Source organism: Micromonospora sp. SL4-19, from assembly GCF_047921475.1.
Lineage (GTDB): Bacteria > Actinomycetota > Actinomycetes > Mycobacteriales > Micromonosporaceae > Micromonospora.
In genome coordinates this window covers 18,204-36,588 of the sequence record NZ_JBLROB010000028.1, presented here as the reverse complement: position 1 = coordinate 36,588, position 18,385 = coordinate 18,204, and the positions used below count along the sequence as shown (strand labels likewise).

At 73.6% G+C, this 18,385-nt stretch carries 18 protein-coding genes and 1 riboswitch; of the genes, 7 read left to right on the top strand and 11 right to left on the bottom strand.

Annotated elements, in window-relative coordinates; all coding sequences use genetic code 11:
* Positions 1 to 44 precede the first annotated feature (44 nt).
* Complete coding sequence (locus ACNAVT_RS25385; protein ID WP_416299746.1) at positions 45 to 872, bottom strand: NUDIX hydrolase; 828 nt, start codon at positions 870 to 872, stop codon at positions 45 to 47.
* 70 nt (positions 873 to 942) lie between these two features.
* Here ACNAVT_RS25385 and ACNAVT_RS25380 point away from each other — a divergent pair, with 70 nt between their 5' ends.
* On the top strand, positions 943 to 1,911 hold the full coding sequence (locus ACNAVT_RS25380; protein ID WP_416299744.1) for a Gfo/Idh/MocA family protein: 969 nt from the start codon (positions 943 to 945) through the stop codon (positions 1,909 to 1,911).
* Between the two features lie 42 nt (positions 1,912 to 1,953).
* On the opposite strand, the gene ACNAVT_RS25375 is transcribed toward ACNAVT_RS25380, so the two are convergent.
* From ACNAVT_RS25375 to ACNAVT_RS25365, 3 genes are all read right to left on the bottom strand, one after another.
* Complete coding sequence (locus ACNAVT_RS25375) at positions 1,954 to 2,958, bottom strand: inorganic phosphate transporter (protein WP_416299742.1); 1,005 nt, start codon at positions 2,956 to 2,958, stop codon at positions 1,954 to 1,956.
* A gap of 4 nt (positions 2,959 to 2,962) precedes the next feature.
* On the bottom strand, positions 2,963 to 3,589 hold the full coding sequence (locus ACNAVT_RS25370) for a DUF47 domain-containing protein (protein WP_416299740.1): 627 nt from the start codon (positions 3,587 to 3,589) through the stop codon (positions 2,963 to 2,965).
* Positions 3,590 to 3,720: 131 nt separating this feature from the next.
* Positions 3,721 to 4,704, bottom strand: a complete 984-nt coding sequence (locus ACNAVT_RS25365) for a PPK2 family polyphosphate kinase (RefSeq protein WP_416299738.1) — start codon at positions 4,702 to 4,704, stop codon at positions 3,721 to 3,723.
* Between the two features lie 197 nt (positions 4,705 to 4,901).
* Here ACNAVT_RS25365 and sigJ point away from each other — a divergent pair, with 197 nt between their 5' ends.
* Positions 4,902 to 5,858, top strand: a complete 957-nt coding sequence (gene sigJ, locus ACNAVT_RS25360) for an RNA polymerase sigma factor SigJ (RefSeq protein WP_416299736.1) — start codon at positions 4,902 to 4,904, stop codon at positions 5,856 to 5,858.
* A 6-nt stretch (positions 5,859 to 5,864) separates the two neighbouring features.
* Here sigJ and ACNAVT_RS25355 read toward each other — a convergent pair whose 3' ends face one another.
* Positions 5,865 to 6,371, bottom strand: coding sequence for a DUF402 domain-containing protein (locus ACNAVT_RS25355; RefSeq protein WP_416299735.1), 507 nt, complete (start codon positions 6,369 to 6,371; stop codon positions 5,865 to 5,867).
* 83 nt (positions 6,372 to 6,454) lie between these two features.
* Between ACNAVT_RS25355 and ACNAVT_RS25350 the strand changes: the two genes are divergently transcribed.
* Positions 6,455 to 8,635 (top strand): ATP-dependent DNA helicase, encoded by a 2,181-nt coding sequence (locus ACNAVT_RS25350; RefSeq protein WP_416299734.1) that lies wholly within the window; start codon positions 6,455 to 6,457, stop codon positions 8,633 to 8,635.
* 17 nt (positions 8,636 to 8,652) lie between these two features.
* Here the strand turns inward: ACNAVT_RS25350 and ACNAVT_RS25345 are convergent, their stop codons facing one another.
* Positions 8,653 to 9,933: an AI-2E family transporter gene (locus tag ACNAVT_RS25345; protein WP_416299811.1), complete on the bottom strand. Its 1,281-nt coding sequence runs from the start codon at positions 9,931 to 9,933 to the stop codon at positions 8,653 to 8,655.
* A 169-nt stretch (positions 9,934 to 10,102) separates the two neighbouring features.
* On the opposite strand from ACNAVT_RS25345, the gene ACNAVT_RS25340 reads away from it, so the two are divergent.
* Both ACNAVT_RS25340 and ACNAVT_RS25335 read left to right on the top strand, forming a co-directional pair.
* Positions 10,103 to 10,450 (top strand): GroES family chaperonin, encoded by a 348-nt coding sequence (locus ACNAVT_RS25340; protein WP_416299732.1) that lies wholly within the window; start codon positions 10,103 to 10,105, stop codon positions 10,448 to 10,450.
* 83 nt (positions 10,451 to 10,533) lie between these two features.
* Complete coding sequence (locus ACNAVT_RS25335) at positions 10,534 to 10,701, top strand: hypothetical protein (protein WP_416299730.1); 168 nt, start codon at positions 10,534 to 10,536, stop codon at positions 10,699 to 10,701.
* Positions 10,702 to 10,726: 25 nt separating this feature from the next.
* Here the strand turns inward: ACNAVT_RS25335 and ACNAVT_RS25330 are convergent, their stop codons facing one another.
* Complete coding sequence (locus ACNAVT_RS25330; RefSeq protein WP_416299728.1) at positions 10,727 to 12,211, bottom strand: PrsW family intramembrane metalloprotease; 1,485 nt, start codon at positions 12,209 to 12,211, stop codon at positions 10,727 to 10,729.
* 23 nt (positions 12,212 to 12,234) lie between these two features.
* Positions 12,235 to 12,356, top strand: a riboswitch (SAM riboswitch).
* A 49-nt stretch (positions 12,357 to 12,405) separates the two neighbouring features.
* On the opposite strand from ACNAVT_RS25330, the gene ACNAVT_RS25325 reads away from it, so the two are divergent.
* Positions 12,406 to 13,707, top strand: a complete 1,302-nt coding sequence (locus tag ACNAVT_RS25325) for an aminotransferase class V-fold PLP-dependent enzyme (RefSeq protein WP_416299727.1) — start codon at positions 12,406 to 12,408, stop codon at positions 13,705 to 13,707.
* A gap of 15 nt (positions 13,708 to 13,722) precedes the next feature.
* On the opposite strand, the gene ACNAVT_RS25320 is transcribed toward ACNAVT_RS25325, so the two are convergent.
* Positions 13,723 to 14,955, bottom strand: coding sequence for an FUSC family protein (locus tag ACNAVT_RS25320; protein ID WP_416299726.1), 1,233 nt, complete (start codon positions 14,953 to 14,955; stop codon positions 13,723 to 13,725).
* A gap of 102 nt (positions 14,956 to 15,057) precedes the next feature.
* Between ACNAVT_RS25320 and ACNAVT_RS25315 the strand changes: the two genes are divergently transcribed.
* The gene (locus ACNAVT_RS25315; RefSeq protein ID WP_416299724.1) at positions 15,058 to 15,699 is read left to right on the top strand and encodes a metal-dependent phosphohydrolase; all 642 of its coding nucleotides are present in this window, start codon (positions 15,058 to 15,060) and stop codon (positions 15,697 to 15,699) included.
* Here the strand turns inward: ACNAVT_RS25315 and ACNAVT_RS25310 are convergent.
* The 3 genes from ACNAVT_RS25310 to ACNAVT_RS25300 all read right to left on the bottom strand — a co-directional run bounded on the left by ACNAVT_RS25310 (position 15,665) and on the right by ACNAVT_RS25300 (position 18,374).
* Complete coding sequence (locus tag ACNAVT_RS25310) at positions 15,665 to 15,952, bottom strand: DUF4031 domain-containing protein (protein WP_416299722.1); 288 nt, start codon at positions 15,950 to 15,952, stop codon at positions 15,665 to 15,667. The genes ACNAVT_RS25315 and ACNAVT_RS25310 overlap by 35 nt on opposite strands.
* A 30-nt stretch (positions 15,953 to 15,982) precedes the next feature.
* The gene (locus ACNAVT_RS25305) at positions 15,983 to 16,471 is read right to left on the bottom strand and encodes a hypothetical protein (RefSeq protein ID WP_416299720.1); all 489 of its coding nucleotides are present in this window, start codon (positions 16,469 to 16,471) and stop codon (positions 15,983 to 15,985) included.
* A gap of 88 nt (positions 16,472 to 16,559) precedes the next feature.
* Positions 16,560 to 18,374, bottom strand: coding sequence for a glycerol-3-phosphate dehydrogenase/oxidase (locus ACNAVT_RS25300; RefSeq protein WP_416299809.1), 1,815 nt, complete (start codon positions 18,372 to 18,374; stop codon positions 16,560 to 16,562).
* Positions 18,375 to 18,385: the final 11 nt, after the last annotated feature.

The window sequence follows — 18,385 nt, the reverse complement described above, 5'->3', positions numbered from 1 at the left end:
AGGGGCGTCGGTCGACCAGACCCGCGCCCCTCGGCGTGTCCGGCTCAGTCGAGGAGGAAGCGGGCCTCGCCGTTGTCGGGGAGGTCGAGGCGCGGGGTGACCGGGGTGGCGGCGTCCCGGGTCGCCGCCGCGCGAGCCACGCCGGCCAGGTCGCCGGCCGCGGCGATCTGGGCCAGGGTGACCAGGGTGGGCGGGAGCATGGTCAGCTCGCCGGCCTCCGCCCGGGCCAGGGCGTCCGCCGGGCGGATCCACAGGGTGTGGTCGGCCTCGCCGGAGACGTCCCGGGTCCGCTGTCCCTCCGGCAGCAGGGCCACGAAGAAGTACGTGTCGAAGCGGCGCGGCTCGAACTCCGGGGTGATCCACCGGCTCCACGGCAACAGCAGGTCGGACCGGAGGGTGAGCCGCCGGCTGGCCAGCAGGTCGGCGAATCCGGACCGGCGGGCCACCAGATCCTGGCGGGCGGACTCCCACTCGTCCCCGCTCACGTCGCCGACCACGGCCGCGGCGTCCGGGCCGGCCAGCAGCACCCCGGCCTCCTCGAAGACCTCCCGGGCGGCAGCGCAGACCACCGCCTGGGCAGCGTCGGGGGCGAGACCGAGGCGGTCGCCCCACTCGCCCGGCTCCGGACCGGCCCAGTCGAGGTGTGCCTGCGAGTCGGAGCGGTCCACCCCGCCGCCGGGGAAGGCGTACATCCCGCCGAAGGCCATCGCGGCGACCCGGCGGATGACGTACACCTCGTAGTCGGCGCCGGCCGGACGGAGCAGCAGCACGGTGGCCGCGACCCGGGGCACGGCCGGAACGCCGCCCTCGGCGTGGAACCGGCGAGCGTGCTCCACCAGGACGGGGGATGCGGCGAAGCCGTCGATCGTCATTCCGCGAGCCTAGTTCCCGACGGGTGGATCATCCGCTCGGCGGTCGGGCGGTCCGGGATACCGTGCCGGCATGACGCGTTGGGGAATTCTGGCCACCGGGTACATCGCCGGCTGCTTCGCCGCCGACCTGCGGCTGGTGCCGGGCGCCGAGCTGGTCGCGGTCGGCTCCCGTACCCGGGAGAGCGCCGAGCTCTTCGCCGCCCGGCACGACGTTCCCCGGGCGTACGCCTCCTGGGCGGAGCTGGCCGCGGACCCGGACCTGGACGCGATCTACGTGGCCACCCCGCACGCCACGCACCACGAGGCGACGATGACCTGCCTGGCCGGCGACAAGGCCGTGCTGGTGGAGAAGCCCTGCACGCTCGACCTGGCCACCAGCTCCGAGCTGGTCGAGACGGCCCGCTCCCGCGGTCTCTTCCTGATGGAGGCCATGTGGATGCGGGCCAACCCGCTGCTCCGGAAGGTCGTCGAGTTGGTCGCGGCGGGGACGATCGGCGAGGTGACCAGCGTACGGGCCGACTTCGGGGTGGCCGGGCCGTTCCCGCCCGAGCACCGGATGCGGGCCCGGGCGCTGGGCGGCGGCGCGCTGCTCGACCTCGGGATCTACCCGGTCAGCCTGGCCCACCTGCTGCTCGGCGTGCCGCAGCACGTGCACGCCTGGGCGAAGCTGAGCCCCGAGGGCGTGGACGAGAACACCGGCATCGTGCTCGGCTGGGACTCCGGCGCGGTGGCGACGCTGAGCTGCGGGATGGTGGGCGCCACCGGGATCACCGCCTCGATCACCGGCACCGCGGGCCGGATCGACCTGCCGGAGCCGTTCTACCGGCCGGGCGCGGCGGTGCTGCACCGGCTCGGGGCCGAGCCGGAGGCCATCCCGGCCGACCTGACCGGCGGCGGTTACCAGTACGAGGCCATCGAGGTGCAGCGCTGCCTGGCCGCCGGACTGACCGAGAGTCCACTGGTGCCGCACTCCGCCACGCTGGAGGTGATGGCCCTGCTCGACGACGTCCGGGCCCGGATCGGCGTCTCCTACACGTGAGGGCTCCCTGCCCGCTGGCAGGGAGCCCTCACGCCGTCAGCCTCAGAACAGCGGGCGGACCAGCAGGTACGCCAGGCAGGCGATGGCCGCGGCGGCCGGGAACGTGATGATCCAGGCGATCACGATGTTGCCGGCCACGTTCCAGCGCACGGCGGAGAGCCGCTTGGTGGCACCCACGCCCATGATCGCCGAGGTGATCGTGTGGGTGGTGGAGATCGGGGCCTTCAGCACCAGGGCGTTGAAGTAGAGCACCGCGCTGGCGACCGTCTCGGCGGCGAAGCCCTCCGGCGGGCCCAGATCGATGATCTTCCGCCCGAGGGTCCGGATGATCCGCCAGCCGCCCGCGTAGGTGCCGGCCGCCAGCATGGCCGCCGAGGTCCAGAACACCCACTGCGGGATGTGGGTCTTGTCGGACTGGAAGCCACCGGTGTAGAGGGCCAGCACGATGATGCCCATGGTCTTCGCGGCGTCCTGCATGCCGTGGCCCACGGACATCGCGGCGGCGGAGAGGGTCTGCGCCCAGCGGAAGCCACGGTTGAGCTTGCTCGGCTGTCCCTTCCGGAAGAGCCACAGGATCGCCATCATCACCAGGAAGCCGAGCACCAGGCCGACCACCGGCGAGAGCACCATCGGGATGATGACCTTCTGGACGATGTTGCCCCACTGCACGACGCCGTCGGCGGCGAAGAGGGTCGCGCCGACCAGGCCGCCGAAGAGGGCGTGCGAGGAGGACGACGGCAGGCCGAAGTACCAGGTGATCAGGTTCCAGGCGATCGCGCCGAGCACGCCGGCGAAGACCACCCCGAGACTGGCCACTCCGGTGGGCAGGGTGACCAGGCCGTCGCCGACCGTCTTGGCCACCCCGGCGCCGAAGTGCGCGCCGACGAAGTTGCCGACGGCGGCCAGCCCGAGGGCGACCCGGGGGGTCAGCGCGCGAGTCGAGACGCTGGTGGCGATCGCGTTGGCCGCGTCGTGGAAGCCGTTCGTGTAGTCGAACGCCATGGCGACCACGATCACCGCCACCACGGCGATGAGTTCGGGACTCACAGGATCAGGACTCCTTGACCGCGATGGTCTCGACCGTGTTCGCCACGTGCTCGAAGGCGTCGCAGGCGGCCTCCAGCTCGTCGGCCACCTCCTTCATCTTCAGCACCGTGAGCGCGTCGTACTCGCCGGAGAAGAGGCGGACGAGCAGCATCCGGTAGACCTGGTCGCCGTCGTTCTCGAGGCGGTTGCACTCGATCCAGTAGTCCTCGAGGTTCTTCATCGACCGCAGCTGCGGCATCGCGTCGGCGGTCAGCTTGGCCTGCTGGTCGAGCACGGTCACCAGATCGTGCAGCTCACGCGGCAGCGCCGGGAGCTTGGTCAGGCCGTACAGGTAGAGCAGGTTGCCGACCGCCTCCAGGTGGTCCATCACGTCGTCGAGCAGCGAGCCCAGACGGTAGATGTCCTCCCGGTCGAACGGGGTGATGAAGGTAGAGTTGATCTTCTTGAACAGCTCGTGGGTGATCTGGTCGCTGTCGTGCTCGACCTCGGTCAGCCGCTCGCTGACCGACTGCACGTCGACCCCGGGCAGGGCCAGCTCGTTGAGGAGTTCGGTACCCCGCACCAGGTTCTGTGCCGACCTGGTGAAGAGCTCGTAGAAGGCGCCCTCGGTGGGGCGGATGGAAAACTTCACAGCACGGACCTCGTCGTGTGGGTGGAAGGGTGGCCGTCGCCCCGCTGGACGTCTGCTCTGCGCATGCTAAGTACCCCGCGGAACCGGGAATCCGTCGGCCCACCCCTGGTCAGGCCCGATTTACCGCTCGTTCACCTGCCGTTCACCTTGAACCTGTCGCCCTCGCTCCGCAACCGGTCACGCTCCCGCTCGACGTCGAAATCGGCGGGCGGATACCCCAGATCCAGGGCGTCGAACGCCTCCCGGAGCAGGTGGGCCACCGCCCAGTCGCGGTACCACTTCCGGTCCGCCGGCACCACGTACCAGGGCGCCGCGTCCGTGTCGCACCGGCGCAGCGCCTCGGCGTACGCGGCCTGATAGTCGCCCCAGTGGGCTCGGGTGTCCAGGTCGCTCGGGTTGTACTTCCAGTGTTTCGTCGGGTCGGTCAGCCGCTCCATCAGCCGCTCGCCCTGCTCGGCGAATGAGATGTGCAACATCACCTTCACCAGAGTGACCGAGTTGGCGGTCAGCTCCCGCTCGAACGCGTTGATGCTGTCGTAGCGGGCCCGCCAGGTGGGCTCGTCGACCAGCGACTCGACCCGGGCGACCAGCACGTCCTCGTAGTGCGAGCGGTTGAAGATCCCCACGTATCCGGGCGGCGGCAGGGCGCGCCGGATCCGCCAGAGGAAATCGTGCCGCAGCTCCTCCTCGGTCGGCGGACCGAACGAGCGGATGTGCAGGCCGAGCGGGTTCATCGCGCCGGCCACCCGCTTTATCGTGCCGTCCTTGCCGCCGCAGTCCATCGCCTGGAGCACCAGCAGTACCCGGCGCGGGCGATCGCCGCCCAGGTGGGCGCCCGCCTGCGACGGGGCGCTGGTCGGCGTCTCCGGCTCCGGGCCGCCGGCACCCTTCGCCGCCGCGTACAGCATCTCCTGCTGCCGGCCGAGGTGCGTGCCGAGCAGCTCGACCTGCTCCAGCGCCCACGCCCTGCGCCGCTGCCCGCTCCCGGCCGCCGCGGGCAGTCCGGGGGTGGACCGGGGATCGATCGCCGCCAGATCCACCGCCCCCGGCGTCACCCGCAGCAACTGCCGCACCGACCCGCCCTCGGGCCGCACCACCGCGTCCGCTCCGCTCATCTGCCGATCCTTACCCACCACCCCGGTCGGGGAGTCCTCGCGGAGGGCCGCTTTCCGGGAAAGAGTGGCCTCCACGGCTCAGGACACCACTCTTTCCGTGAATCGGCACGGATCTTGTCGGGCGCACGGCGCGGGGCGGGGCGCGGCGGTGCGTCCCGGGGTGGGGAGAATGTGGGCTCCGGGGAAGGGAGCGGCGCATGGGGGACCTGGCGGCGGAGTTCGAGGCGGAACGCGGGCACCTGACGGCGGTCGCGCACCGGATGCTGGGCAGCCGGAGCGAGGCCGAGGACGCGGTGCAGGAGACCTGGCTGCGGTACGCGGGCGCGCTCGCCGATCCGGCCGCCCGCGCCGAGATCCGCGAGTTGCGGGCCTGGCTGACCACCACCTGCTCGCGGATCTGCCTGGATGTGCTCCGCTCCGCCCGGGTACGCCGGGAGGCGTATCCCGGCCAGTGGCTGCCGGAGCCGGTGGTGACCGAGGTGCCTGCGGCGGACGGCTTCGCCCCCGACCCGGCCGAGCGGGCGGTCCGGGCCGACCAGCTCGGCACCGCCCTGCTCGTGGTGCTGGAGCGGCTGACCCCGGAGCAGCGGGTGGCGTTCGTGCTGCACGACGTCTTCGCCGTACCGTTCGCCACGATCGCCGACGTGCTCGGCACCACCCCCGCCGCGGCCCGGCAGCTCGCCTCCCGGGCCCGTCGGGCGGTGGCCGCGCCGGATGTCCCCAGGCACACCGCCGACCTCGCCGAGCAGCAGCGGGTGCTCGCCGCGTTCACTGCCGCCGTGGAGTCCGGCGAACTGGAACGACTGGTCCAGGTGCTCGCCCCGGACGTGGTGCTGATCGGCGACAGCGGCGGGCACTTCCCGGCGGCCCGCCGGCCGGTGGTCGGCGCCGAAACGGTGGCCCGCTTCATCCTGGGGCTGTTCGGCCAGGGTCGCCGGTACGCCGGGCAGGTGACGGCCCGGCCCGTGCTGGTGGACGGGGCGTTGGGCTGGCAGGCGGAGACCGTGTACCGGGACGGACGGCTGATCCGCATGGTCACCTCGTTCGCCGTGCACGAGGGTCGGGTCACCGGCGTCTTCAACCAGCTCAACCCGGAGAAGGTGACCCGGCTGCCGGCGGTCGGGACACAAACCGGCTGGCCGCAGCACCCCTGAGCCGGCTCAGACCACCAGGGCCAGCCACTTCCGGTACGACGTGGCGAACGGCTCGGTGCCGTCCTCGAGCGCGCCGAGGAGCCACCGGGCGGCGGCCTCCGCCTCGACGACCACGTCGTCCGGGTAGCCGAAGCGCGCCCGGTGCACGGCGAACTCGTCCTCGTCGCGCAGCTCGACGAGGCCGGTCTCCCGGCGGCGCACCACGTCCAGGTCGAGGTCGATCAGGTGGACCGTGCCGTCGCCCTCCCACCGGGCCGGGGTGGTGATGTCGCAGTAGACCTCGCTGGTCCGCGGCGGCGGGTTGAACATCCCCGTCCACCAGGCGTGTCGCGGCACCAGCAGGACGAAGGGGATCTGCTCGACCGAGGGCCGGCCGTGGTAGACCGACTCGGTGCCGGCCGGTACGCCGAGCCACACGCCGAGGTCGTCCTCGGCGAGCCGCCGGGCCGGGTAGTCGCGGTGGGCGCTGCCGTCGTACTTGCGGTAGATCACGCGGACCACTTCGCTCGGCATGCTGGCACCCTAGTCGATTCCGGCCACGCGACGCGATCGGCAGGTAACCGGAAGCAACCCGGCCGGGACGCGCCACGACGCGGATGGGCGGGGCCGCTGTCGGCGACGGCGGGTACGGTCGCACGGTGACCCCGCCCCGTACCGCCACCGGTCCCACCGTCGGAAAGAAGCGCCGGGGCAGCCGGCCCAGCGGCGGCGACCTGCTAGCCGCGGCGGTCGGCGCGGTCCCCGGCGGCGCGGCCCGCCCCGGCCAGCAGCAGATGGCCGAGGCGATCGAACGCAGCGTCGCCTCCGGCGAGCACCTGCTGGTCCAGGCGGGCACGGGCACCGGCAAGTCACTGGCCTACCTGGCCCCGGCGCTGACCGTGGACGGCCCGGTGGTGGTCTCCACCGCCACCCTCGCGTTGCAGTCCCAGCTGGTCGACCACGACCTGCCCCGGCTGGCCGACGCGGTGGAGCCGCTGCTCGGCCGTCGCCCCACGTTCGCGGTGCTGAAGGGCCGCCACCACTACCTCTGCCTGGCCCGGCTGGACAACTCGATCGAGGAGGAGCCCGAGGACAGCCTCTTCGACGCGCCCCGGCCCGGCACGAAGTGGCTCGGCGAGGCCGGCCGGCTGGGCAAGCAGATGCAGCGGTTGCGCGACTGGGCGGAGGAGACCGCCACCGGCGACCGGGACGAGCTCGACCCGGGCGTCGACGATCAGGTCTGGCGGTCGGCCTCGATGCCGGCCCGGGAGTGCGTCGGCGCGACCCGCTGCCCGTTCGGGCAGGAGTGCTTCGCCGAGGCGTCGCGGGCCCGGGCCCGCGAGGCCGACGTCGTCGTCACCAATCACAGCCTGCTCGCCGTCGACATGCTCGCCGGCCGGCACATCGTCCCGCCGCACAAACTGCTCGTCGTCGACGAGGCGCACGAGCTGGCCGACCGCGTCTCCTCGGCCGCCCAGGCCGAGCTGGTCCCCGAGCTGATCGACCGGTCCGCCCGCCGGGCCCGGCCGCTGCTCCGCCCAGAGGTGGCCGAGCGGCTCACCGAGGCGGGCGACGCCCTCGCGGTGGGGTTGGCCGAGGCACCGGCCGGGCGGCTCACCGCCGGCCTGCCACCCGCGCTGCGCGAGGCGTGCACGCTGCTCGACGCGGCGACCCGGGCGGCGTTGGAGGCGATCGGCGAGATCAAGGCCGACGACCCGGACCCGGTCCGCAAGCAGCAGGCCAAGGCGGTGCTGGACGAGCTCTCCACCACCGCGCAGCGGCTGCTGGAGGAGGCCGACCACGACGTGGCGTGGGTGGAGAAGCCGGAGAACGGCAGCCGCCGGGCGCTGGTGGTCGCGCCGCTCTCCGTCGCCGGCACCCTCGCCACCCACCTGTACGAGGAACGTACGGTGGTCGCCACCTCGGCCACCCTGGCGCTGGGCGGCCGCTTCGACACGGTCGCCCGGGCGCTGGGGCTGGACGCGCCGCCGCCCGCCCCGCCGTCCCCGGCCGCCGCCGCGCTGGCCACCGCGGCCGCCGCCGGCCGCCCCGGTGTCGCCACCGCACCGGTGGCGAGCACCGCGGGCAGCCGGGCCGCGGTCGGGACCGTGCCGGCCACCGAGGGGCCCGGTTGGCGGTCGCTCGACGTCGGCTCGCCGTTCGACTACGCCCGGCAGGGCATCCTGTACGTCGCCGCGCACCTGCCCCGCCCCAGCGTCTCCGGGCTGCCCGAGGCGGCCGGCGAGGAGCTGCTGGCGCTGGTCGGGGCGCTCGGCGGGCGTACCCTCGGGCTCTTCTCCTCTCGCCGGGCCGCGCAGCAGGCGGCGGAGCTGCTCCGCGCGCGGACCGACCTGCCGGTGCTGCTCCAGGGTGAGGAGGCGCTGCCGCTGCTGGTCCGCCGGTTCCGGGACGAGCGGGAGAGCTGCCTGTTCGGGGTGATGTCGCTCTGGCAGGGGGTGGACGTGCCCGGTGACGCCTGCCAGCTCGTGGTGATCGACCGGCTGCCGTTCCCCCGGCCGGACGAGCCGCTCGCCGCGGCGCGGGCGGCGGCGGTGGACGCCGGCGGCGGCTCCGGCTTCGCCGCGGTCAGCGTGCCGATCGCGGCGGTCCGGCTGGCCCAGGGCGTCGGCCGCCTGATCCGGGCGACCGGCGACCGGGGCGTGGTGGCGGTGCTCGACTCCAGGCTGGAGACCGCCCGCGGCTACGGCCCGTTCCTGCGGCGCTCGCTGCCCCCGTTCTGGTACACCACCCGCCCCGACGTGGCCCGGGGCGCGCTGGAGCGGCTCGGCAAGAGCTGACGGCGGCCGGGCTGACGTCAGGGCGCCTGGGAGGCGACCACCACGGCGTCCGGCGGGGTGTCCGGCACGGTCCGCGCGGCGAGCCGGCGGATCGCGGTGTTGAGCACCGCGATCAGCGGCACCGCGACCAGTGCTCCGGTGATACCGGCGAGGACCACCCCGCCGGCGATCCCGATGATCACGGCGAGCGGGTGGATGGCCACCGCCCGGCCCATGATCAACGGCTGGAGCACGTGCCCCTCCAGCTGCTGCACCCCGATCACCGCACCCAGGATGATCAGGGCGGTCACCGGGCCGCTGTCGACCAGCGCCACCAGCACGGCCACCCCGCCCGAGAGCGCCGCCCCGACAATCGGGATGAACGCCCCCAGGAACACCAACGCGGCCAGCGGGAACGGGAACGGGACATTGAAGATCACCAGGAAGATGCCGATGCCGACGGCGTCGATGAAGGCGACCAGCACGGTGGCTCGGACATACGCGCCCAGCGTCGCCCAGGAGGCCCGGCCGGCGTCGTCGACCTTCCAGCGGGCGGCCACCGGCAGCAGCCGGACCAGGAAGCGCCAGATCTTGGCGCCGTCACGGAGGAAGAAGAAGGTCGCGAACAGCACGAGGACGATGCCGGTCAGCACCTCGGCCAGCGTCGCCGTGGCGGAGAGGGCGCTGGTGGTGAACGTCCTGGAGTTGCCGGTTATCCAGGTCTGCGCCTCGTCGATGTAGTGGTTGAGCTGGTTGTCCGACACGTGCAGCGGTCCGGTCTTGAGCCAGTTCTGGATCTGGCGTACGCCCTGCGACGACTTCTCGCTCAGCTCCGGCACGCCCTGGATGAACTCGTTCACCACCAGGGTGAGCGTGCCGATCACCGTGGCCAGGCCGCCGACCAGCACCACCCCGGTCGCCAGCGACCGCGGGAAGCGGGCCCTGAGCAGCCAGCCGACCGCCGGGGCGAGCAGCGCCGAGAGCAACAGCGCGATCGCCAACGGGATGATCACGATGCGGATGGTGCCGACGATCCTGAGCAGCCCCCAGGTCACGATGCCGATCACGATCAACCGCCAGGACCAGGCGGCGGCGATCCGCAGCCCGTGCGGCACGTCCTCGTCGTCCCGGCTGATGGTGGACGTGTGCACGGCGGCCGGCTGGTCCACGACCTTCCTGGTCACCTCGCTCGGGGCCGTCGGGCCCGGCGCGGACGGCGAGGCGATGCCGGGCTCCTCCGGCGCCTCCTCGGGATCGATTTGGCGGGCTCGTGCCGACTCCCGGCCGGACTCGTACGCGCGGCGAAGCCGTCCGCGCATCCGCTCGAAGCGGCTCAAGCGCACCTCCCGCAGAGTTGGTCCGCCCGTGACCGGGGGACAGGATAGTCCGTCCGTCCCACCTTAGGGCGGCTCGGCCACAAATTGCTCCCGTCCCACCCCGCCGAACCACCCCGATGATCGGCCACGGCGTACGCGGTAGCGTCTTCGCGTGACCGCCGACCCGAACCTCGACTCCGGCCTGCCGATCCGTCTGCTGCACGACCGCGTGCTCGTACGCACGGAGGGCGCCGACGGCGAACGCCGATCCACCGCCGGCATCGTGATCCCGGCCACAGCGGCGGTGGGCAAGCGGCTGGCCTGGGCGACCGCGGTGGGGGTGGGGCCGAACGTTCGCGCCATCGTCGCCGGGGACCGGGTGCTCTTCGATCCGGACGAGCGCTCCGAGGTCGAGCTGCACGGCCGGGCGTACGTCCTGCTGCGCGAGCGCGACGTGCACGCCGTCGCCGCCGAACGGGTGGAGAGCGAGTCGACCGGATCGACCGGCCTCTACCTGTAGGCGGCTGCCCATCCCCCGGGGCGCCGTTTGCGCCGCTGCCCGACGGGAAGCCCAGGCACCTCAGCGCCCTGGGGAGGGGGACCATGCCAGTACTGCTCAAAAAGCTACTGACCTGGGGATTCGTCGGGTTCCTGATCTTCTACATGGCCTTTCGCCCGAATGGCGCGGCACAGCTGTGCAAGTCGATCGGAGCGGCCCTGATGATGATCGCCCAGGGCCTCGGCGACTTCCTCACCGGCCTGATGAGCTGACCGCGCCGGCCGGCCCGGCACGCGGTCAGGCGCCGGGCGGCCAGGGCGCGGCAGGGCGCGGGCCGTACCAGCCCGGCGGGCCATAGCCGACCGGGTACGCCGGGGGCGGCGGGGCCAGCACCACCGGGATCGGCACCACCGGCTCGTCCGGGGCCTCGACCGCCCGCTGCGAACCGTCCGGGAAGCGCAGGTGGTAGCGCTGCCCGTCCCAGACACCGACCGGTGCCTGCGGGTCCCGACCCACGAAGAACGACCGGTACGCGGCGATCGAGTCCAGCAGTTCCCGCTCCTCCCGTGCCGTCCGGTCCCGCTCGGCCGGCTTCTGGTCCAGTCCCCGGCGCATCCCGTCGCGCAGCAGCGCCAGCCGGGTCGCGGCGAACTGGTAGCCCCGCATCGCCCTCACCCCGCCGTCGCCGGCCACCCGTCGGGCCCAGGTACGCGCGGCATGCCGCCGTCCGAGGCTGCCCAGGGCCGCCACCTCCGGCGGGGTGAGCCAGCCGGCCCGGACGTAGTCCGGCAGGGTGCGCTCGGTGAGTCGTCCCTCCCAGGCGCGCAGCCAGACCGCCAGCCCCACCATCCCGAAGAAGATCGGCACCATCACCCCGATGTAGCCGTACAGGGCGATCACCGGCTGCCCGGTGGCGGCGGCCAGCGTGGGCAGCAGGTTCCAGGTGCCGTGCAGCATCATCGCGACCAGCAGGCCCGCGATCGGGGCGAGGATGCGTACCCGCCGGTCGGCCGTACGGGCGGCGATGCCCAGCCCGACCCCGGTCATCGAGGTGAACAGCGGGTGGGCGAAGCCGAAGAGCAGGATCCGGACGATGAAGATGGCGATCACCTGTTGCGCGCCGGTGGCCGGGCCGTACTCCTGGACACCGGTGCGGAAGCCGTATCCACCCAGGTAGAGGATGTTTTCCACCATGGCGAAGCCGATCGCGGAAAGCCCGCAGTAGACCAACCCGTCGGTGATCCCGGAGAACTCCCGGCGGCGGAAAATCAGCAGCAGGATCGGGGCGGCCGCCTTGGTCAGCTCCTCGATGAACGGGGCGACCAGCACGGCGGTCAGCGCGGCGGGCAGGCCCCAGTGCTTGAACAGGCCGGCAAAGGCTTCGTTGACCTTCAACGCGATCGACGTCGCGATGAAGGCGCCCCAGGCGAAGCAGAAGATCAGGTACTTCAGCGGCTCCGGCTCGTACCGGTCCAGCCAGAGGAAGGCGGCGACCAGCACCGGCACCGGCAGGATCGCCGCCACGACGCCGACCAGCAGGGCTTCCGCCCCGAGGTTGGTGCCGAGCGTGAAGAGGATGAAGAACGCGCCGGCGGCGATCAGCAGCACCACCACGGCGAGCAACAGGATCCGCCGCCAGCCGAGCCGGCGCAGCGGCATGTGGTGGGCCGACGAACCCGGCGGCTGGACGGCGGGCGCGGGCGGCGGCGGCAGAGCGCCGCCGGGCGGGTTGTCGGCCATGCCGTCAGCGTAGTCACCCGCGGCCCTCTGGTCCGGCCGCATCGCACCCGCTATGCTCCCGAGCAGGTCACGAGTGCCAGCGTCAAGCCCCGGCTTGCTGGCCGGCAACCCTCGTTCGAGTTCGCGGTGGGGTGCCCCGGGTGATGACCGGGCCCAGCCCGAACCGCGTGCTGGGCAAGCGCGGACCCCGTCCCGGTAGCCATGCCCGGGGTCCCCTGGACCCGGGAGGTTCCGGCATGACCGTCACCCTCGTACCCACCCTGCCCACCCTGTCCCGCCCGCCGGCACCGGCCCGGCCGGACCCGCTCGCCGTGCTCGGCGTACCCGGGGAGATCAACCTGGATCACGCCGCCAGCGCGCCGTGCGCGCGGGCCGCGGCCGACGCGGTGGCCGAGCTCCTGCCCTGGTACGCGAGCGTGCACCGCGGCGCCGGGGCGCTGTCGCGGCGCTGCACCCTGGCCTACGAGCGGGCCCGGCAGACGGTGGCCGACTTCGTCGGCGCCCGCCCGGACGACCACGTGGTCTTCACCCGGAACACCACCGACTCGGTCAACCTGCTGGCCCGGGCGTTGCCCGCCGGCACCACCGTGGTCACGTTCGCCGGCGAGCACCACGCCAACCTGCTCCCCTGGCCACGCGGCTCGGTCCGGCTGCCCGTGCCGGCCAGCCCCGCCGAGGCGGTACGCGCCCTCGACGCCGCACTACGCGAGCTGCGGCGGGTGGACGCGAGCCGATCGGGGGCGGTGGCCGACGGCCGGCCGGGCCTGCCGGTGCTGGTCGCGGTGACCGGCGCGAGCAACGTGACCGGGGAACGCTGGCCGGTGGCCGAGCTGGCCCGGGTGGCCCGCCGGCACGACGCCCGGATCCTGGTGGACGCCGCGCAGCTCGCCCCGCACGCCCCGGTCGACCTGGCCGCGCTGGACGTGGACTACCTGGCGCTCTCCGGCCACAAGCTGTATGCCCCGTTCGGCGCCGGCGTGCTGGTCGGCCGCGGCGACTGGCTGGACGCGGCACCGCCGTACTTGGCGGGCGGCGGGGCGACCAGCCACGTCGGCGCGGCCACCCACGAGGTGCACTGGGCCACCGGGCCGGCCCGGCACGAGGCCGGCACGCCGAACCTGCTGGGCGCGGTGGCTCTCGCGGCGGTCTGCACCGCGCTCGCCGCGGCGGATCGGGACGCGCTGCACGCCCGCGAGCGGGCGCTGCTGACCCGGCTGCGGGACGGGATCGCCGCCCTGCCGCATGTCGTGGAGCTGCGCACCTTCGCGGCGGACGCGCCCCGGGTGGGCATCGTCTCCTTCGTGGTCGCCGGGCGGGACTCCGCCGAGGTCGCCGCCCAGCTGGCCGGCGCGCACCGGATCGGGGTGCGGGACGGTCTCTTCTGCGCCCATCCGTTGGCCCGGCGGCTGCTGGCCGAGGCGGCGACGCGCAGCGGCCGGCGCGACCTGCCCCCGACCGCGCTGCGGGCCAGCCTCGGCCTCGGCACCACCGCCGCCGAGGTGGACGCCCTCCTCACCGCCCTCGCCACCCTGGCCTGACCTTGACGGGCGGGGTCAGCCGAGTGGGGGCGCGACGGGGGGTTTGGGGGCGCCGCTCTGCTCGGCCTCGCCACCCGTCCGCTGCTCCCGCCCGCCGAACGCCTCCCGGACCAGCCGGTTCGCCTCCTCCTGTTCGATCCCGGAGGCCACCATCAGGTCACTCGCCGTGGTACGGACCTGCGCGATCACCACGCTCCCGGAGAAACCCACGCCTTCGGCGTACGCCCGGCCGGCCTCGCTGACCGCGCGCAGCGACCGCTCGCGGGCCTTCTGCGGCTCCTCACCGACGGCGAACTCGTGCCGGAGCAGGCGTACCGACTCGGCGAGGTGGGCGACGGCGGCGGGCATCGGTTCGGGGACCGGTTCCTCGTCCTCGATCATGGTGACCGAACGGCGGATCAGCGTGCCGGTGTTGCGCATCGCCCGGTCGATCGGGTCGGCCGCTTCGGCGTAGTGGGTCAACTCGTTGCGCCGGTGCCAGCGGGCCGGCGAGATGGTGGAGGTCTCCTTGGCGCCATCGATCGCCTCCGAGAACTCGGCCAGCTCCGTCTTGTTCTCCCGTAACCGGAACAGCGCCCGCTGCGCCGCGCCCCGATCCCTCGTACGCAGCGCCTCCGCACAGATGTCGAGCTGCCCCGCGAGCAGGTCCAGCGCCGGCCGGGCGGCCCGGTTGATCACGCTCAGCGGATTGAGCGGAAGCAGAATCGAGGACACCAGCAGTGCGACCGAGCCGCCCACGGCCGCGTCCACGAAGCGTGGGATCTCCAGGTGCTTGCTGACCGGGCTGAGCGTCACGATCAGCACGGCGGTGGCCGCGGCCTGGATCACGACGGCCACGCTGGCGCCCGCGAAGATGGAGAGCAGAATCCCCGCGGTCACCACCAGGCCGAGCTGCCACGCGCCGGAGCCGAGCAGATAGATCAGAAAGTCGCCGATGGCCACCCCGATCGCCACCCCGACGATCAGCTCCACGGTCCGGCGGAACCGCTGGCCGACCGAGGCGGCCAGGGTGCCGACCGCGGAGATCGGGGCGAAGACCGGTTGCGGGTTGCCCAGGACCTTGTAGGCGATGATCCAGCTCAGCGCGGCGGCCACCCCGGACTGGAGGGCCAGCCCGAACGTCTTACGCACCCGGTGCACCCGGTCGTGCAGCGTCGCCTTGCCCTTGTTTCGCAGCTCCTGCATCGCGTCGGCGATGCGCACCGTGTCGACGTCGGCCAGCCCTTCGCGCAGGGCGGTACGCCGCATGAACGACGGTAGTCGATCCCGAGCAATGGCCATGGCCGGGACTACCCGTCCCACACCCGGTGAATCCTCCGGTCTGGGCGGCGGTGGGGCAGACTGCACCGGGTGGACGAGCTGATCGAGCGGTGGCGGGACGCGGCCCGCGCGGCGGGGGCGTCCGAACCGGCCGGGGTGGAACGGGCCGGGGCCCGGCTGCTGGCCGCCTGGCGGGAGCCGCACCGGCGGTACCACACCACGACACACCTGCGAGCGGTGCTGGACGTGGTCGACGCGTACGCGGGGTCGGCTCGCCGGCCGGCGCTGGTCCGGCTGGCCGCCTGGTGCCACGACGCGGTCTACGACCCCCGGGCCGGCGGGGACGCCAACGAGCGGGCCAGTGCCGACCTGGCCGGCGACCTGCTCGCCGCCGCCGGACTGCCGACGGAGGCGGTGATCGAGGTACGCCGGTTGGTGCTGCTCACCGCCGGGCACGCGGTGCGGCCGGACGACCCTGACGGGGCGCTGCTCTGCGACGCCGACCTGGCGATCCTGGCCGCCCCACCCGACCGGTACGACCACTACGCCGCCGCGGTCCGCCACGAGTACGCCCACGTCCCCGACCCGAACTTCCGCACGGGCCGGGCGGCGGTGCTGGAGAGCCTGCTGGCCCTGCCCGCCCTCTACCGCCTCCCCACGCCGCACGCCCGCTGGGAGGCCCCGGCCCGGGCCAACCTCACCCGCGAACTCGCGGCCCTTCGGGCCGGGTGAGGTGCTTCGGGCGGCGGAGACCGGAGTCGCGGAGGAGGCGGACGAGGTCGCGAGAGGGGACCACCCGGGCGCCGAGCCAGACCGCCATCGGGAACCGGTCGGCCGGCAGGTCGTAGTGGTCCCGGTCGAAGCCGCGGCGCGGTGCGCCCAGCGCCTCGGCGAAGGCGTGCAGTTCCGCGTACGAGACGTCGCTGATCAGGTGTGACCAGAGCCGTCCCCGCCAGGGCACCGAGGGCCGGTCCAGGTAGAGCATGGCGGCAAATCTAGCCCCCGGTGTGACCGCTCAGCCCTGGTACTCGGCCGGGGTGGCCTGGGTGAGCAGGAGCAGGATCTTGTTCGCCACCGGTGGCTTCTCCTCGCCCGGGCAGTCCTGCGAGGAGATGGCCAGCCCCGGCGGAATCAGCAGGGTGGAGGTCAGCGCGTCGATGCAGCCCTGCTTGTACTGGCGAGCCTCGTCGGTCTCCCCGACCAGGGCCGGGTCGGCGAGCAACCGCTGCAGCCGCTGCGTCTGGTCCGGCTTGAGTGTCCCGTTCGACTCGACCCCGTCGCCGGCGCAGTCCTGGCACGTCCACCGCCCGCTCGGGTCCACGTAGAGCGTCCGGACCGGGCCGTCGACGCCGAGCTTCTGCACCAGCGAGACCCGGCGCGCCTCGGTGGCCAAGGTCGAAGCCTCGCCCGCCAGGTCCGGTCCGCCGGCGCCCTCGGCGCGGCTGGACACCATGCAACTGGTCAGGGCGATCGCCAGCAGGACACCGGCGGACGCCGGGAGCACGCGGGGCCATAATGGGCGAACCACGCAGGGCAACCTACACTCCCGCAGGTAGCGCCACCACCCTCCGCCCGGCCCCGCCGAGGAGCGCCTAGCGGGACGACGGAAGCTCGACGCTGTCGCCCTCGCCACCCCGGTCCGAGGCGAAACCACGGACGTCCGGAGCGCCCAGCCGGGCCGCGTCGGCGGCCACGTCGTCGGGCATCAGTTGCGACCGCCGCTCGGCCTCCACCCGGGCCCGGTAGTGGGCCACCTCGCGGGCCCGGGTCGCCTCGTCCCAGCCGAGCACCGCGCCCATCAGCTCCGCGGCGTGCTCGGCCGACTCCAGGCCCCGGTGGCTGGTCTCGAAGGAGATCCGGGTACGCCGGGTCAGCACGTCCTCCAGATGCACCGCCCCTTCCGCCCGAGCCGCGTACGTCACCTCGGCGGCCAGGTACTCCGGGGCGCCGGCCAGCGGGGAGCCGAGCAGCGGGTCGGCGTCGATCAGGGCGAGCAGGTCCAGGGTGAGCGTGCCGTACCGCTCCAGCAGGTGCTCGACCACCCCGACCGGCACCCCGTGCCGGCGGGCCAGGTCGGCCCGGTCCCGCCACATCGCCGCGTACCCGTCGGCGCCGAGCAGCGGCAGGTCGGCCGTACGCGACGGGCGCGTCCCGCCCAACCGGTGCACGGCCCGGTCGACCACGTCCGCGGCCATCACCCGGTATGTCGTGTACTTGCCGCCGGCCACCAGGAGCAGCCCGAGCATCGGCTCGACCACCGCGTGCTCCCGGGAGAGCTTGGAGGTGGAGTCCGCCTCGCCGGCCAGCAGCGGGCGCAGCCCGGCGTACACGCCTTCGATGTCGTCGACGGTGAGCGGCCGCTCCAGCACCGTGTTGACCTGCTCCAGCAGGTAGCCGATGTCCTTCGCGGTCGCCGCCGGGTGGGACCGGTCCAGGCGCCAGTCGGTGTCGGTGGTGCCGATGATCCAGTGACCGCCCCACGGGATGACGAAGAGCACGCTGGAGGCGGTCCGCAGGATCAGCCCGGTCTCGCCGGTGATCGCCGAGCGGGGCACCACCAGGTGCACGCCCTTGGAGGCCCGGACCCGCAGGCCGGGGCGCAGCCCGACGTCGTTGAGCATCCGGGACATGTCGTCGCTCCACACGCCGGTCGCGGCGATCACCGTGCGGGCGCGCACCTCGAACTCGGCGTCCGGCGAGCCGGCGGGCGCCTCCAGGTCGCGGACCCGGACCCCGGTCACCTCGCGGGCCTGCCGGATCAGGCCGACCGCCCGGGCGCTGGTCACCACGGTCGCGCCGAGGCTGGCCGCCGTCCGGGCCAGGGTCACCACCAGGCGGGCGTCGTCGACCTGCCCGTCGTAGTAGCGGATCGCCCCGGCCAGCTTGTCCGCCCGCAGGCTCGGGAAGACTCGGTGGGCGCCCTCACGGGTGAGGTGGCGGTGCAACGGCATGCCCCGCCCGCCGCCGAACACCCCGGCGAACGCGTCGTAGGCGGCCACTCCGGCGCCGTAGTACGAGCGGCGGAACAAGCGGCTCGGCAGATCGCGCAGCCCGCCCTCGGCGGGGAGCGGGACCAGGAACGGCACCGGGCGGACCAGGTGCGGGGCGAGCCGGGTGGCGAGCAGCCCACGCTCGGTCAACGCCTCGTGGACCAGGTGGAACTCCAACTGCTCCAGGTAGCGCAGCCCGCCGTGGATCAGCTTGCTGGACCGGCTGGAGGTGCCGGCCGCGAAGTCCCGCGCCTCCACCAGGGCCACCTTCAGCCCCCGGGACGCGGCGTCGAGGGCGGCGCCGGCCCCGGTCACCCCACCACCGATGACCAGTACGTCGAACCGCTCGGCACGGAGTCGGCGCAGGTCGTCGGCGCGGCGCTCGGCGGAGAGCTGACCGGCCACGGATCGGGACACGTTGGGGTCGC

Bases quoted from the DNA above. Each gene is read 5' to 3' on its own strand.
- ACNAVT_RS25385 (WP_416299746.1), bottom strand. From the start codon at position 872: ATGACGATCGACGGCTTCGCCGCATCCCCCGTCCTGGTGGAGCACGCT.
- ACNAVT_RS25380 (WP_416299744.1), top strand. From the start codon at position 943: ATGACGCGTTGGGGAATTCTGGCCACCGGGTACATCGCCGGCTGCTTC.
- ACNAVT_RS25365 (WP_416299738.1), bottom strand. From the start codon at position 4,704: ATGAGCGGAGCGGACGCGGTGGTGCGGCCCGAGGGCGGGTCGGTGCGG.
- sigJ (WP_416299736.1), top strand. From the start codon at position 4,902: ATGGGGGACCTGGCGGCGGAGTTCGAGGCGGAACGCGGGCACCTGACG.
- ACNAVT_RS25355 (WP_416299735.1), bottom strand. From the start codon at position 6,371: ATGCCGAGCGAAGTGGTCCGCGTGATCTACCGCAAGTACGACGGCAGC.
- ACNAVT_RS25350 (WP_416299734.1), top strand. From the start codon at position 6,455: ATGGGCGGGGCCGCTGTCGGCGACGGCGGGTACGGTCGCACGGTGACC.
- ACNAVT_RS25345 (WP_416299811.1), bottom strand. From the start codon at position 9,933: ATGCGCGGACGGCTTCGCCGCGCGTACGAGTCCGGCCGGGAGTCGGCA.
- ACNAVT_RS25335 (WP_416299730.1), top strand. From the start codon at position 10,534: ATGCCAGTACTGCTCAAAAAGCTACTGACCTGGGGATTCGTCGGGTTC.
- ACNAVT_RS25330 (WP_416299728.1), bottom strand. From the start codon at position 12,211: ATGCGGCCGGACCAGAGGGCCGCGGGTGACTACGCTGACGGCATGGCC.
- ACNAVT_RS25325 (WP_416299727.1), top strand. From the start codon at position 12,406: ATGACCGTCACCCTCGTACCCACCCTGCCCACCCTGTCCCGCCCGCCG.
- ACNAVT_RS25320 (WP_416299726.1), bottom strand. From the start codon at position 14,955: ATGCGGCGTACCGCCCTGCGCGAAGGGCTGGCCGACGTCGACACGGTG.
- ACNAVT_RS25310 (WP_416299722.1), bottom strand. From the start codon at position 15,952: ATGCTCTACCTGGACCGGCCCTCGGTGCCCTGGCGGGGACGGCTCTGG.